Source organism: Rhizobium sp. PK7-22, assembly GCF_056530405.1.
This window is the reverse complement of record NZ_CP096514.1, coordinates 3127360-3140821: the sequence shown is the minus strand read 5'-3', so window position 1 is coordinate 3140821 and position 13462 is coordinate 3127360. Positions and strand designations below refer to the sequence as shown.

The 13462-nt window shown below is 64.7% G+C and carries 15 protein-coding genes; 6 read left to right on the top strand and 9 right to left on the bottom strand.

The window, feature by feature from the left end:
* Position 1: 1 nt before the first annotated feature.
* The 4 genes from M1E10_RS20145 to M1E10_RS20130 all read right to left on the bottom strand — a co-directional run bounded on the left by M1E10_RS20145 (position 2) and on the right by M1E10_RS20130 (position 2191).
* Complete coding sequence (locus M1E10_RS20145; protein ID WP_499174575.1) at positions 2-496, bottom strand: invasion associated locus B family protein; 495 nt, start codon at positions 494-496, stop codon at positions 2-4.
* 338 nt (positions 497-834) lie between these two features.
* Complete coding sequence (locus tag M1E10_RS20140) at positions 835-1149, bottom strand: type II toxin-antitoxin system RelE/ParE family toxin (protein WP_499174574.1); 315 nt, start codon at positions 1147-1149, stop codon at positions 835-837.
* 4 nt (positions 1150-1153) lie between these two features.
* Positions 1154-1411, bottom strand: coding sequence for a ribbon-helix-helix domain-containing protein (locus M1E10_RS20135; RefSeq protein ID WP_499174573.1), 258 nt, complete (start codon positions 1409-1411; stop codon positions 1154-1156).
* 75 nt (positions 1412-1486) lie between these two features.
* Positions 1487-2191: a glutathione S-transferase family protein gene (locus tag M1E10_RS20130; protein ID WP_499174572.1), complete on the bottom strand. Its 705-nt coding sequence runs from the start codon at positions 2189-2191 to the stop codon at positions 1487-1489.
* A gap of 276 nt (positions 2192-2467) precedes the next feature.
* Between M1E10_RS20130 and M1E10_RS20125 the strand changes: the two genes are divergently transcribed.
* From M1E10_RS20125 to map, 4 genes are all read left to right on the top strand, one after another.
* Positions 2468-4141: a BCCT family transporter gene (locus M1E10_RS20125; RefSeq protein WP_499174571.1), complete on the top strand. Its 1674-nt coding sequence runs from the start codon at positions 2468-2470 to the stop codon at positions 4139-4141.
* Positions 4142-4227: 86 nt separating this feature from the next.
* Positions 4228-4704 (top strand): SRPBCC family protein, encoded by a 477-nt coding sequence (locus M1E10_RS20120; protein WP_499174570.1) that lies wholly within the window; start codon positions 4228-4230, stop codon positions 4702-4704.
* A 207-nt stretch (positions 4705-4911) separates the two neighbouring features.
* Positions 4912-5973 (top strand): LLM class flavin-dependent oxidoreductase, encoded by a 1062-nt coding sequence (locus tag M1E10_RS20115; protein WP_499174569.1) that lies wholly within the window; start codon positions 4912-4914, stop codon positions 5971-5973.
* A 31-nt stretch (positions 5974-6004) separates the two neighbouring features.
* On the top strand, positions 6005-6760 hold the full coding sequence (map, locus tag M1E10_RS20110; protein ID WP_499174568.1) for a methionyl aminopeptidase: 756 nt from the start codon (positions 6005-6007) through the stop codon (positions 6758-6760).
* A 508-nt stretch (positions 6761-7268) separates the two neighbouring features.
* On the opposite strand, the gene M1E10_RS20105 is transcribed toward map, so the two are convergent.
* Both M1E10_RS20105 and M1E10_RS20100 read right to left on the bottom strand, forming a co-directional pair.
* Positions 7269-7664 (bottom strand): HIRAN domain-containing protein, encoded by a 396-nt coding sequence (locus M1E10_RS20105; RefSeq protein WP_499174567.1) that lies wholly within the window; start codon positions 7662-7664, stop codon positions 7269-7271.
* A gap of 12 nt (positions 7665-7676) precedes the next feature.
* Positions 7677-8501 carry a manganese catalase family protein gene (locus tag M1E10_RS20100; RefSeq protein WP_499174566.1) on the bottom strand — a complete coding sequence of 275 codons (825 nt, stop codon included), beginning with the start codon at positions 8499-8501 and terminating at the stop codon, positions 7677-7679.
* Positions 8502-8711: 210 nt separating this feature from the next.
* Between M1E10_RS20100 and M1E10_RS20095 the strand changes: the two genes are divergently transcribed.
* Together M1E10_RS20095 and sbmA are read left to right on the top strand one after the other, a co-directional pair.
* Positions 8712-9884 carry an MFS transporter gene (locus tag M1E10_RS20095; protein WP_499174565.1) on the top strand — a complete coding sequence of 391 codons (1173 nt, stop codon included), beginning with the start codon at positions 8712-8714 and terminating at the stop codon, positions 9882-9884.
* Between the two features lie 127 nt (positions 9885-10011).
* Positions 10012-11289, top strand: coding sequence for a peptide transporter (gene sbmA, locus M1E10_RS20090; RefSeq protein WP_499174564.1), 1278 nt, complete (start codon positions 10012-10014; stop codon positions 11287-11289).
* 333 nt (positions 11290-11622) lie between these two features.
* Here sbmA and mazF read toward each other — a convergent pair whose 3' ends face one another.
* The 3 genes from mazF to M1E10_RS20075 form a co-directional block, all read right to left on the bottom strand.
* The gene (gene mazF, locus M1E10_RS20085) at positions 11623-11994 is read right to left on the bottom strand and encodes a putative type II toxin-antitoxin system PemK/MazF family toxin (protein ID WP_499174563.1); all 372 of its coding nucleotides are present in this window, start codon (positions 11992-11994) and stop codon (positions 11623-11625) included.
* Positions 11994-12260, bottom strand: coding sequence for an AbrB/MazE/SpoVT family DNA-binding domain-containing protein (mazE, locus tag M1E10_RS20080; protein WP_499174562.1), 267 nt, complete (start codon positions 12258-12260; stop codon positions 11994-11996). The genes mazF and mazE overlap by 1 nt, the downstream gene beginning before the upstream one ends.
* Positions 12261-12326: 66 nt before the next feature.
* A complete protein-coding gene (locus M1E10_RS20075; RefSeq protein WP_499174561.1) occupies positions 12327-13307 on the bottom strand; it encodes a polysaccharide deacetylase family protein in 981 nt (326 codons plus the stop codon).
* Positions 13308-13462 lie beyond the last annotated feature (155 nt).

Here is a 13462-nt window from a genome sequence, read left to right as displayed (position 1 = left end):
GTCAGTTGCACTTCTGCACTTCCTGGAGTGCTGCGGTCACGCCGTTCAGCGAGAAGGTGTAGCTGGTATCGGTACCGCGCTGCGAGGTGGCCTGCAGCACCAGCTGGCGTCCGGCCCGCATGGCGTTGACCATCTCCGGCTCGGCGGCCTGGTTCTTCACCCAGGCCGCATTTTCCTTGGGGCGCATGCTGAAGGACTTTTCGTCGACGTTGACACGGATGTCGGCGTCGGGCTTCAGGCTGTAGCCCATGATCGCCTGCGGCGCGTAGCTGGAGTTGGTGGCCGGCGCGATCAGCAGGAAGTTGTCGCCGTGGTTGACGTTGGAGGGCTGCGCCGTGACCGGCACCGAAAGGGCGTAGCAGTTCTTCTGCCCGCCGGCGGTGTAGGAGTAGACGCCCCAGGCGTCATACTGCTTGATGCGTGTGGGTTGAGCGCTGGCGACCGCGGCCGAGCCGAGAATGAGCGAAAGAGCAAAGCAGCTTGTCCGAGCGAACATTATGCCTCCATCTGTGTCTGTGCGGTGGGTTTTGGCCCTCATCTGTTGCGGGGGACCGTCTCAAACGAGGCTCTAATACAGCCCGTCGCGGTTACCGGGAAGTTAACTTTCGGGCCGAAATCATGTCCCGGGCGTCACAAAGAGGTGAGTGGTGCCTGAGTTTGACATGGGTTTGTCGGATTTGAGCCGCTCCCGCGGCGCTTTGAAACGCTGATTTTGCGGGCTCGTTCATTGGATCGCAGCACCTCTCAGATCACAGCAGCGCCGGCAGCAGCAGACGCTTTTTGCCGGAGACAGGTCACCGTTCAGCGCAGCGAGGCAGCACAGGGATCCGACCCTTACTGGAAGTCTGTGGTCCACTCGATGTTGTCCTGATCGAGCGCGCTATCCAGCACGCGAACAATTCGGATGGCTAGTTCCGAGGTCGCGTAAAGAACAACCCATCGCTGCACGACCAGCATGCGAGCGTCCGCAGCAATTTCCGGCTTCGCAGGGCCGAGATGCGGATAGTCCTCCAGTCTGGATATGCCTCGCTCGATGGCGCTGAGAACGAGAGATGCTCTGGCCTCGCCGCTCGTTGTCGCCACCCAGATCCAGATGTTCATCAGATCGTGACGTGCCAGCCGGGAAAACAGAACCGGCCGCGTCGCCATCGGTTCAGGCCTTGCCAGCCATACGCGATCTGCCTTCGGCGATCACGCTGTCAATGTCGAGCGGCGCGTAATCGCCACTCTCCTCACCCTTGCGCCAGGCATCGCGAACTTGATCGAGGTCCTGATTCTGAATGGTGTTGCGGGCTTCCATGAGGCGCAGTGCCTCCTCCACGACCTCTGCGGACGATCCGAACCTGCCGGACCTGACTTGGGCGTCGACATACTCGGCAAGATGGTCGTTCAGGGAGATGTTGAGCTTCACTCTAAGTTCCCTCCGATGATGTGACGATCATAGACGCGCCGGCCAAATCGCGCAAACACTCCGGCCGGCTTTGACCTACGCCCGTGCCGGAATGTTCAGCCCGCGTTCCACCGCCGGCCGGGCCAGGCCGCGCGCCAGCCACTTCGGCACGTTCTTCAGCTCGTCGTAGCGCACGAGGTCGCCGGCGCCGTAGAAGCCGACGAGGTTGCGGACCCAGCCAAGCATGGAGATGTCGGCGATCGTGTAGTCGTCGCCCATGATCCAGTCGCGGCCTTCGAGACGCGTCTCCAGGACGCGGATGATGCGGGCGGATTCCTTGACGTAGCGCTCCAGCGGGCGCTTGTCCTCGATCTCGCGGCCGGCGAACTTGTGGAAGAAGCCGAGCTGGCCGAACATCGGGCCGAGCCCTCCCATCTGGAACATCAGCCACTCGATCGTCTCATACCGGCGGGCCGGATCTGCGGGCAGCAGCTTGCCGGTCTTTTCCGCCAGATAGATCAGGATCGCGCCGCTTTCGAAGAGTGCCAAAGGCTTGCCGCCCGGGCCGTCGGGATCGAGGATTGCCGGGATCTTGCCGTTCGGGTTGAGCGACAGGAACTCCGGGGCCCAGCTCTCATTGTCGCCGATGTCGATGAAATGCGGCTCGTAGGGCAGGCCGGTCTCCTCCAGCATGATCGACACCTTGACGCCGTTCGGCGTCGGGGTCGAGTAGAGCTGCAGGATGTCTGGGTTCTGTGCCGGCCAGCGCGTGGTGATGCGATAAGCGGAGAGATCGGCCATCGGGGTACCTCGAGGGTTACTGTTGCTCGTCAAATATAGGTCGGGCGGGCAGGGGGAACCAGAAGCGCGGTGGCTTTTTTACGGCCATAATGTGGCAGCAGGGGTTGTCGCTCCCTTCTGCTGCGCCATCTACCGTCTTCTGATGCTGCTCAGCCTCGTGCCTTTCAGCGCCACAGGCGGCAGCCTTTCGCGCGTGCCATCTGCGTCTTCCGGACGTCCTCCTGTTCAAGGCAGGCGTCCTCCGTTGGCACCGCCCGCAAGAGAACGGAGCAAATCATGAGCGATACGGTCGCATCCGGCCCAGAAGAAGCCGTTCCTGCCCCCGAGGGCAAGACGCAGATCATCGAGACCGACTACGAGATCGGCCAGGACAACACCAGTTACCGCCGCCGTTTCGTCCTGGAGTTCGACATCCACAACGTGGTCTTCACGGTCTCGGCTCTCGGCATCGTCGCCTTCACGTTTCTGACGCTGATCTTCCAGACGACGCTCGGCCCCGTCTTCGTGGCGCTGCGCGACGCGCTGACGTCGAACCTTGCCTGGTTCTTCCTGCTTGCGGGCAACATCATGGTGCTCGCCTGCATCCTTCTGATCTTCCTGCCGCTCGGGCGCGTCCGTCTGGGTGGACCGGAGGCGACGCCGGACTACAGCCGCATGTCGTGGTTCTCGATGCTGTTCGCCGCCGGCATGGGCATCGGCCTGATGTTCTACGGCGTTTCCGAACCGCTCGGCAACTACACGGCAGCCTTTGGCGGCCCTGTGTTCGAAGACGGCGTGCGCACCGACTGGGCGCCGCTCAACGGCGTGGTGGGCGACGAGGAGGGCGCGCGGCGCCTGGCCATGGCGGCGACGATCTTCCACTGGTCGCTGCACCCCTGGGCGATCTATGCGGTGGTGGCGCTGTCGCTGGCGCTGTTTGCCTACAACAAGGGCCTGCCGCTGACGCTGCGCTCGATCTTCTATCCGATCTTCGGGGAACGGGTCTGGGGCTGGCCGGGCCATGTCATCGACATCCTCGCGGTCTTCGCGACGATCTTCGGCCTCTCGACGTCGCTCGGGATCGGTGCGCAGCAGGCGGGAGCAGGGCTCAACTTCCTGTTCGGTCTGCCCGCGAACCTCGGCATGATCGTCTTCCTCGTGATCATCATCACCGGCATTGCCATCGCCTCGGTGGTCGCGGGCATGGACAAGGGTGTCAAGCGGCTCTCCGAGATCAACATGGCTCTCGCCCTTCTGCTGCTGGTCTTCGTCATCCTCGTCGGCCCGACGTGGCAGATCCTGCGCGGCTTCTTCCTCAATTTGAGCGCCTACGTGCAATATCTGCCGGCCCTCTCCAATCCGTTCGGCCGCGACGACGACAACTTCCGCCAGGGCTGGACGGCCTTCTACTGGGCCTGGTGGATCAGCTGGTCGCCCTTCGTCGGCATGTTCATCGCCCGCGTCAGCCGCGGCCGCACGGTGCGCGAGTTCCTGATCGCGGTGCTCCTGATCCCGTCGCTGGTGTCGACGCTGTGGATGACGGCGCTCGGCGGCACGGCGATCAGCCAGGTGGTCAACGAGGGGCTCACCTCGGTGCAGGACGCGGCGCTGGAGATCCAGCTGTTCGAGATGCTGGCGCATCTGCCGCTGACGCAGATCACCTCGCTGATCGGCATCATCCTGGTCATCGTGTTCTTCGTCACCTCGTCGGATTCCGGCTCGCTGGTGATCGACACGATCGCCGCCGGCGGCAAGGTCAATGCGCCGACGCCGCAGCGGGTGTTCTGGGCAAGCTTCGAAGGACTGGTCGCCATCGCGCTGATGCTGGGCGGCGGTCTTGCCGCGCTGCAGGCGATGGCGGTCTCGACCGGCTTCCCCTTCGCCATCGTGCTGCTGGGCGCGACCTACTGCCTGTTCAAGGGACTGATGGCCGAACCCCGGCCCGTATCGGGCAAGTCGAAAACGGCCTAGGAAGCCGGCTGCACCAGATTTTTGGTGCAGCCTATCGTCACCGGCGCTACGTCTTCATGTGAACAACTATAGCCGGAGGAAGGACGATGGATATCACGAACAGGGCGCCTGGCCATGAACTGAAGCTGGTGCGCGAGATCGACGCGCCGCGCGAGAAGATCTTCCAGGCGTGGACGACGCCGGAGCTGATGAAGCAGTGGTTCTGCCCGCTGCCCTGGAAGGTGACGGAGGCCGACCTCGACGTGCGCGCGGGCGGACGCTGCAACAACACCATGGAGGGACCGGACGGCGAGGTGATCCCGAACCAGGGTGTCTATCTCGAGGTGATCGAGAACGAGAAGCTGGTCTTCACCGATGCCTTCACCGAAGGCTGGGTGCCGACGGAGAAGCCCTTCATGGTCGGGGTCGTAGAGCTCGAGGAACTGCCCGGCGGACGGACCCGCTATACCGCCAAGGCGCGGCACTGGACCGAAGAAGATAAAGAGGCGCACGAAGCCATGGGCTTCCACGAAGGCTGGGGAGCGGCAACGGACCAGCTCGCGGCGCTTTTGGCGCGGATGTAGATCTGGTCTTCGTCAAGCGTGCCGTTTCGCGAAAGGCGCAGGTTGCCGGTCTGCCCCCGGCAGGTCCGGGAGCATTGTGCGGGCGCCAGGTGATCTTGCGAGCGCTTAGCCATCCATCCCATCGAACGGACCGTTCGAGATATTCGCATTTGCGGTCGGGGGCTCACTTCTCTATCTGCAGGAAAACCACCAGATAGGACCCTCTCCATGGAACTCGGCCTTTATACCTTTGCGGATGTGGACCCGAATGCGCCCGACAAGGGTGCGGAGGGCGTGCAGCGGATGAAGAACCTGCTGGAGGAGATCGAGCTTGCCGACCAGGTCGGCCTCGATGTCTTCGGGCTCGGCGAGCATCATCGGCCGGATTATCTCGTTTCCTCGCCGGCAACCGTGCTGGCGGCGGCGGCGGTGAAGACGAAGACCATCCGCCTCACCAGTGCCGTCTCGGTGCTCTCGTCAGACGATCCGGTGCGGGTCTTCCAGCAGTTTGCGACGCTCGACCTGATCTCCAACGGCCGCGCCGAGATGATGGCCGGGCGGGGCTCCTTCATCGAATCCTTCCCGCTGTTCGGCTACGACCTCGGCGACTACGAGCAGCTTTTTGCGGAAAAGCTCGACCTGCTGATGGCGATCCGCGACGAGGAGGTGGTGACCTGGACGGAGGGCCAACTACGCGCGCCGATCAACGGCCGCGGCGTCTATCCGCGCCCGCTGCAGGAGAGACTGCCGCTCTGGATTGCCGTCGGCGGCACGCCGCAGTCGGTGGCGCGGGCAGGGGCGCTCGGCCTGCCGGTGGCGCTTGCCATCATCGGTGGCGAATATCCGCGCTTTGCACCGCTTCTCAACCTCTACCGGGAGGCGGCCCGCCGGGCCGGGCAGGATCCGGCCAAGCTGAAGACAAGCATCAACGTGCACGGCTTCATCGCCGACACGACCGAGATTGCCGCCGACCAGTTCTACGGACCGCAGGCCGCCGTCATGGACCGGATCGGCCGCGAGCGCGGCTGGGGGCCGACCAACCGGGCGCAGTTCGACCAGGCGCGCGGCCCGACCGGCAATCTCTTTGTCGGCGATCCGGAGCTGGTGGCGGAAAAGATCGTCGCGGCGCACAGGGTGTTCGGCAACGACCGCCTGCTGATCCAGATGGCGATCGGGCTGATGCCGCATGCGCAGATCATGCGCGGCATCGAGCTCTTCGGCACGAAAGTGGCGCCGCTCGTCAGAAAAGAATTGACGGGTTCGGCGGTTGGCGCGACACCGGCCGCCTGAAGCCACCGGCCCGAAATCATCGGATAGTCGAATGATCGTTACCACTGAAGACGAACTCCTGAAGCTCAAGGATGTCGGGCGCATCTGCGCCGTGGCCATCGAGACCATGGCCAAGGCGCTCGAGCCCGGCATCACCACCGCCGAGCTCGACGCCATCGGGCGTCGGGTGCTGGAGGAGAACGAGGCGGAATCGGCGCCGGAGTTCTGCTACAAGTTTCCGGGCGCCACCTGCATCAGCGTCAACGAGGTCGTGGCTCACGGCATTCCCGGCGACCGGGTGATCGGCGCGGGAGATCTCGTCAACATCGATGTCTCGGCGGTCAAGAACGGGCTGTTCGGCGATGCGGGTGCTTCCTACGCCGTGCCGCCGGTGACGCGGCAGGCGGAGAAGCTTTGCCGCGACGGACGCCGCGCGCTGTGGACGGGCCTGCAGCAGGTAAAGCCCGGTCGGCCGCTGGCCGGCATCGGCAATGCCATCGGTGAGTTCGCGCGCAAGAACCGTTATACGCTGATCCAGAACCTTTCCAGCCACGGCATCGGCCACACGCTGCACGACGAGCCCAAGGAATTGCCGACCTGGCCGGACCCGACCGAGACGCGGATGATCGAGGAGGGGCTGGTGTTCACCATCGAGCCGTTCCTGTCGGTCGGCGCCGACTGGGCCGTCGACGGCGGCAACGGCGATCCGTGGACGCTCTACAGCGAGCCGCGGGCGCTGACGGTGCAATACGAGCACACGATCGTCGCCACCCGCAACGGGCCGCTGATCCTGACGCTGGCAAGCTAGCAAGTTGGCAAGCCAGCAAGAGAAGGCAGCGTGCGGGGATCCCGGGCGCCCGGCTCAGTCATTGAACACGGGTTGGCCTCGGAAAGCCCGCACCGTCGCAAGAGCGGCCGGTCCGGGCATCATGCCCGGTCCGATGCCGGCGACCTCATGTCGCGCTCCGACTCAAGCGACCGGCACAGGTTAAGTCAGGAAGGCGCGCGAAGTTCAGATCTTCCGCGAGGTCATTCCCGTTTCGATTAACAAATGATGAAGCGCCGGCCCCCGCAGAGGTCTCTCCAGAGGCGGATGGGCCGACCTGTGCGGACATCGCACAGGTCGCCGTCGCGGATCACGAATGCAGGGCGCGGTGCTGTGGATAACCGGCGTCAGCCGGCGAGGGGGTGAGGCGGTGCTTTGCCCGCATCGTGCGATTTCATCAAGTCGCCGCAAGAGGACGGTCACGGGCGGATCGCGCCGCCCGTGACGTCATTCCTTGCACCAGACATCTCGACGCCGGTCCGCGCGCGCCTCAGGCCGTGCGGCTGGAGGGTTTCTCCAGATAGACCTCGATCGGGACCCCGGAGCGGACATCGCCTTCAAGGGCGACGGCATAGGCACCGAAGCCCGTGTCGAGCAGGGCGGCCAGCATGCCGGTCGATGCCGGCGGCAGATAGCCAAGCTGGCTGCCGTCGCGTCTCTCGACTGCAATGCTGGAGGGATCGAAGCTGCGGTCCGGGCGCCGGCGAAGGCGCAGGACCTCGTTCTCGTCGGGCTGACGTGCCTGCGGGAACTGGTCGCGATTGGCGACATAGGACCTGAGCAGCCTGATCCCGGCCTTCGGCTCGCCGGCGGCCATGGCCGTGGCCGCCAGCGGAAGCGAAGCCAGAGCTCCGCCCGCGCCGGCGAGGAAAGAGCGTCTTTCCATTGAAGCCCCTCCCTAGAGCTGTTCCGCCTGGGCGCCGCTGTTGGGCTTGGCCCGGCCGAGGTTCGGCTTTTCGCCAAGCGGCTCCATCGGCCGGCTGGAGAAGGAGCCATTGCCGTCGATCGACTGGCCTTCCGTCCAGCGGCCCTGGACCGGCTCGCTGCCGTCCTTCTGGAAGCCGAGGAAGGAATAGCTGAACTCCTGGTTTTCCTGGTCCTGCGGGAAGCTGTTGGGGATCGGGAAGACCTCGGTCGGGCCGCCCAGTTCCTCCAGCGCCGCCATCCACTGGTTCTGGTGCATGGTATCGCGCGCGATCAGGAAGGACAGCATGTCCTTCATGCCCGGATCGTTGGTCATGTTGTAGAGGCGCACGGCGAGGATGCGGCCGGTCGATTCGGCGGTGACGTTTGCCGTCATGTCGGCGGCGATATTGCCGCTGGCGTAGATGTGAGACATGTCGAAGGGCACGCCGTCGGAGTCCACCGGCATGGCCGACAGACCTGCGGAAAGAAGGTTCTTGAGGTTGAGGCCGCCAAGCACCGCACCGCCGACCGGATCATTGGCGACTTCTTCCTTGAGGCTGAGCGGGGCGCCTTCGAGGTTCATGGCAACCGCCGTCGCCAGCATCTCGATATGGCCGAGTTCTTCGGCCGCGGTGTTCATCAGAAGGTCGCGAAACTTGGGATTACCCCGGGCGCCGCAGGCCTGGAAGAAGTACTGCATCGCGACGCGGATCTCGCCCTCGACGCCGCCGATGGCCTGCTGCAGCGCACGGGCAAACAACGGGTTCGGTGTCTCGACGCGCACGGGATATTGCAGTTTTCCGTCGGTGTAGAACATTGTTCTCTCCTCATGTTGGGAACGGGTGCCGAACAAGGGGTGGTGCGAAGAGTTCCGGGGATGTTGAGAAAGTCTCGGGCTTTCCAATTGTCCGTTGATTTGCATGCCCGCGCCGCCGACACTTTTTCGCGGCAGGATCCATCAGTGTTGCGCATCGTTGGATCAATATTGCTGGTTTGCCGGCGCCCGGGTGCGGTGCGATAAGCGCGCATGGCTTCCCAGATCTGCCCGCTCCAGACCTCGTTCGTGCCCGTCGGAATTGCCGGGGCGCTCGCCATGGCGGCGGCGATGGGATTCGGACGCTTCGTCTACACGCCGATCCTGCCGGGGATGATGGCGGGCGCGTCGCTGTCTGCCGCCGATGCCGGGCTGATCGCCGGCGCCAATTTCGTCGGCTATCTCCTGGGCGCGGTGCTTTCGGCCTACGGCTGGGCCGCGGGGCGGGAGAGGCGGGTGGCACTGGCCGCGCTTCTGGCGACCGCCTTGCTGCTGGCGGCGATGGCGGCAACCGACAGCCTTGCCGGTTTCCTCATCATCCGGCTTTTCGCCGGCGTCGCCAGCGCCTTTGCGATGATCTTCACCTCGTCCATCGTGCTGCCCTATGCCGCCCAGAGCGAGCGGGTGCCGATGCTGCATTTCGGCGGCGTCGGCTTCGGCATCGCATTGTCCTCGGCGCTGGTGTTCCTCGTCAACCTCATCGCCGGCGACGGGGCGCACGGCTGGCGGCTGAGCTGGATCGGCAGCGCGGTGATCGCCTTCCTCTGCCTTCTCGTCATCGCCCCGCTTTTACCGCGACCGGCCAGCGGTGCCATACGCGTGCAGGAACCGCCGCTTCCCTGGCGGCGGCCGCTCGTGCTGATGACGCTGTCCTACGGCCTGTTCGGCTTCGGCTATGTGATCACGGCGACCTTCCTGGTGACGATCGCGCGCACCACCGACGCCGGTCCGCTGGTGGAGTTCCTCGCCTGGTTCGTCACCGGCACGGCGGCGGCGCTGTCGCTGCTCGCCTGGCGCCTGCTGGTCGACCGGGTGGGGGCAACGGCCACCTACGCCGCCTGCATCGCGCTGGAAGCGGTCGGCGTCATGGGTTCGGTGCTGCTGCCGCCGATGGCGGGGGCGCTGGTAGGAGGGCTCTTCCTCGGCCTCACCTTCATGGCGGTGACAGCCTACGGGCTGCAGATCGGCCGGACGCTGGCGCCGGAAAGCCCGCGCAGGGCGCTCGCCTCCATGACGGCCGCCTTCGGGACCGGCCAGATTGCCGGGCCGCTGGCAGCCGGCTGGCTGGCGCAAGGCAGCGGCAGCTTCACGCTGCCGACGATGCTGGCGGCGGCGGCGCTCGCAGTCTCGGCGCTGCTGGTCCTGCCGATCCTCCGCCGAACGTGAGAACACACGGTATTACAATTCTGTAAGGCGCACCGGGCGGCATTGCTGCCCACACAGTTCTGCCCTAGTTTGCCGCCACGCCACCCCCCAGCCAATCACGGCCAGATCGCGCAACGAGTGCTGCCACGTGTTCAAGTCATTTTTTCCACAACCGAAGCTCTTCTTCATATCCGCAGCCGTCTGGTCGGCGCTCGTCATCGCCTTCTGGTATGCGGTCGGAGAAGATCTGGGAGCGTATTTCGGGATGCCGCCGGTGCCGGTCGAGGCGCCGCCCGAGATCGGCGTCACGACTTTCTGGTCGCCGGCCTTCCTGTGGTTCTACCTCTACTTCGTCCTGGTGACCGCGATCTTCACGGCCTTCTGGTTCTGGTACCGGCCGCACCGCTGGCAGATGTGGTCGATCCTCGGCTCGGCGGTCATCCTGTTCACCACCTATTTCCAGGTGCAGGTGAGCGTGGCGATCAACAACTGGTACGGCCCGTTCTGGGATCTGGTGCAGGCGGCCGTGTCGCAGACCGCCACGGTGACGGCCGACCAGTTCTACGGCCAGATCGGCGTCTTCCTCGGCATCGCCATGGTGGCGGTCGCGGTCGCGGTCATCACCCGCTTCTTCGTCAGCCACTACATCTTCCGCTGGCGTACCGCGATGAATGAATACTACATGTCGCAGTGGCCGAAGCTCCGAAAGATCGAAGGCGCCTCGCAGCGCGTCCAGGAGGACACGATGCGGTTTTCCTCGACCGTCGAGGGGCTAGGCGTCAGCTTCATCGATTCCATCATGACGCTGATCGCCTTCACGCCGGTGCTGATGCGGCTCTCCGAAAACATCACGGAACTGCCGCTGATCGGGGAAATTCCCTATCCGCTGGTGACGGCCGCCATCCTCTGGTCGCTGTTCGGGACGGTGTTCATGGCGCTCGTCGGCATCAAGCTGCCGGGCCTGGAGTTCCGCAACCAGCGCGTCGAGGCCGCCTACCGCAAGGAACTCGTCTACGGCGAGGACCATGTCGACCGGGCGCAGCCGATGACGGTGACGGAGCTCTTCGACAACGTCCGCCGCAACTACTTCACGCTCTATTTCCACTACCTCTATTTCAACATCGCGCGCATCTTCTACCTGCAGATCAACAACATCTTCGCGCTGCTGATCCTGGCGCCGTCGATCATCGCCGGCCGCATCTCGCTCGGCGCGCTGAACCAGATTTCCGGTGCCTTCGGGCAGGTGACCTCGTCGTTCCAGTATCTCGTCTCGTCGTGGCCGACGATCGTCGAGCTTCTGTCGATCTACAAGCGCCTGCGCGCCTTCGAAAAGGCGATCGACGACGAGCCGCTGCCGGAGATCGACAGGCACTATCTCGAGCGCGAAGCGATGGGTGGCGAGCTGGAGGCCGACCGGCCGACGTAACGCCGGACAGCCGTTAGGTCCGCGCCGGGTGACCCGCGCGGGTTCAAAGGGGAGAGGGCAGGCGGTTGAGGTATGGGGTTGGTGTTTTCAGGCTTTCCGCCTGCCCCGGTTGCCGTGTCGTTCAGGAAGTTCCCTGCTGTCCCGTCCGTCACTGCAGCCATCACCGGCACCGAGCCTTGTTCGGGCGCTACCCCGGTTCGCGACCCGGTGCTCCCTTCCGATGACGCCCCGATTGTCGCGCATCCGGTCGGGAGGTGAATCCAGGTGAATGTGAAAAGCGGTAAGGTTCTGTTCGGGCTGGTTTAAAAATCTGGAGGAAGACAAAAGCGCCCCTCAGGGCGCCTCTGGCGCGGGATCGATGGCGCTGACGACCCGCGCGACAATCTCGTTCATGGTCGCGGCATCCAGCGTTTCGATGTACTGCGCCGTCTTCTGCTGAATGCGTGCAGCAATGTCGAAGCTGCGCACCTGGTTGCAGACGGCGATGCCGGTGGTGTCATGGCCGGTGACCGGCACCGCCAGACCGACGTCCCTCGCGAAGGCGCCGCCAGTGGTGATGGGGACGGTCATCGCAACGCCCAAGGCGTTGATCTCCCGGGGCGTGATGACGACGAAGCGGTGCCGGTTCTTCATTTCGCGACCGGCCACGGGATTGGGGTCGATCCAGAACACGTCGCCACGCCGCGGCACGTTGCTGCGGATCATCAGCCGATCTCGCGACCGACGGGATCGCCATCCAGCGCCCGGGCGGTCTCGGCTGAAAGCCGTTCCATTTCCTCGGCACCCTTCAGGAGTTCTCTCAGCGTATAGCGGCGGCTGGCGCGCTCCACGGGCCGGGCCACCAAGGCTCCATCCGCGACCGTCAGCGAAAGCTGGTCGCCAACCTGCGTCTGCATCATCTGCAGCATGACGGGCGGAATGGTCACAACGGCGGCGCCGCCCTGCCGCCGGATCTTCGTGATGTTGGACATGATGACGCTCCGATGTGCTACAAATGTAGCACATTGGGCCGGGCTTTCAACGTGCCGATGCGGTCTTTAGAGGCCGGAACTCTCCGACGAACCGTGCTGCAGCGCTCTCATCGCCTCCGCATAGGTGACGCAGGCGACGTCGGGGAGGGCGCAGACTTCGGAGGCCAGCCGCTCCATGGCCCGCCAGTAGGCGCCACCGTTCATCTTGACGAAGTGCAGGCCGATCTGGAGCGGGATGCGGTCACCCTCATACTGGCGATCGAAGGCGGACCGGAAGGCGGCGTAGGCGCGGTCCTCGAATTCGGCGGACCGGCTGGGCTTCTCGACACCGGCGGAATGGCGGATGAAGAGATTGTAGTCCATGGCGATGATCGGCCGTTGCTTCGGGCCCTCGGGGATCAGCGGCAGGCCGAACTGGGTGATGCCGTCCTTCTCCCGGGGCATCAGCGGCCCCTTGGTGACGGTGCTCGCATCGTAGAGGAAGCCTTCTTCCCGTTCCGCTTCAAACAGGGTTTCGGGCGCCGACAGATAAGGGGCACGAAAGCCGCGGATGCCGTCCTTCACCAGGTTGCGCCAACCCGGCGGCTCGTCCGAAGCGACGCCATTGGCGACCCAGGCGTCGGCAAGCACCGCGCGGAAGCTCTTCATCTCCGTCTTCCAGTCACCCACGCTCCAGTCGGCGCCATCGAAGTGGCCGCAGGTGTGGCTGGCGATCTCGTGACCTTCCTCGTGCGCCTGCCAGACGTGGGCGAGGCGGGTGCGGGCTTCCTCGGTGGTCTGGGCAAAGCCGATGTTGGAGCGGCCGGCCTTGTGGTGCGGACCCTTGTAGGTCGATGCGGCGGGACGTGCGATCACCAGCGCGCAGGACAGGAAGTAGGTGAAGCGGATGTCGTTTGCCCTGGCGAAATCGCGGCTGCGCTGCCAGAGCGCATTGTCGCCGGCGCCGTCGAAGGAGACGAGCAGCAGCTGCTTCGGCTTTGGTGATTCCGTTGGCTGTTCCGGTTGCTGGGCCAGGGCGGGGAGTGGCAGGCAAAGGCAGACGGTCATCAAAAATCGGAAAAACATGGGCACCGTGCAATGAGAGTGGGTGCGCCCTTCTGTGACCCGAATGCGGCAAAGCTTGGGAAGGACGACGGGATGGCGCGAGGGTCGCGCGGACGCAAAGCCCGATCTGCGGCCACTGCCGATCGGAGAATCGCGTC

What these genes read in the sequence shown, in the direction of transcription:
- M1E10_RS20145 (WP_499174575.1), bottom strand. Translation starts at nt 496, where the DNA reads ATGTTCGCTCGGACAAGCTGCTTTGCTCTTTCGCTCATTCTCGGCTCG.
- M1E10_RS20140 (WP_499174574.1), bottom strand. Translation starts at nt 1,149, where the DNA reads ATGGCGACGCGGCCGGTTCTGTTTTCCCGGCTGGCACGTCACGATCTG.
- M1E10_RS20130 (WP_499174572.1), bottom strand. Translation starts at nt 2,191, where the DNA reads ATGGCCGATCTCTCCGCTTATCGCATCACCACGCGCTGGCCGGCACAG.
- M1E10_RS20125 (WP_499174571.1), top strand. Translation starts at nt 2,468, where the DNA reads ATGAGCGATACGGTCGCATCCGGCCCAGAAGAAGCCGTTCCTGCCCCC.
- M1E10_RS20120 (WP_499174570.1), top strand. Translation starts at nt 4,228, where the DNA reads ATGGATATCACGAACAGGGCGCCTGGCCATGAACTGAAGCTGGTGCGC.
- M1E10_RS20115 (WP_499174569.1), top strand. Translation starts at nt 4,912, where the DNA reads ATGGAACTCGGCCTTTATACCTTTGCGGATGTGGACCCGAATGCGCCC.
- map (WP_499174568.1), top strand. Translation starts at nt 6,005, where the DNA reads ATGATCGTTACCACTGAAGACGAACTCCTGAAGCTCAAGGATGTCGGG.
- M1E10_RS20105 (WP_499174567.1), bottom strand. Translation starts at nt 7,664, where the DNA reads ATGGAAAGACGCTCTTTCCTCGCCGGCGCGGGCGGAGCTCTGGCTTCG.
- M1E10_RS20100 (WP_499174566.1), bottom strand. Translation starts at nt 8,501, where the DNA reads ATGTTCTACACCGACGGAAAACTGCAATATCCCGTGCGCGTCGAGACA.
- M1E10_RS20095 (WP_499174565.1), top strand. Translation starts at nt 8,712, where the DNA reads ATGGCTTCCCAGATCTGCCCGCTCCAGACCTCGTTCGTGCCCGTCGGA.
- mazF (WP_499174563.1), bottom strand. Translation starts at nt 11,994, where the DNA reads ATGATCCGCAGCAACGTGCCGCGGCGTGGCGACGTGTTCTGGATCGAC.
- mazE (WP_499174562.1), bottom strand. Translation starts at nt 12,260, where the DNA reads ATGTCCAACATCACGAAGATCCGGCGGCAGGGCGGCGCCGCCGTTGTG.
- M1E10_RS20075 (WP_499174561.1), bottom strand. Translation starts at nt 13,307, where the DNA reads ATGACCGTCTGCCTTTGCCTGCCACTCCCCGCCCTGGCCCAGCAACCG.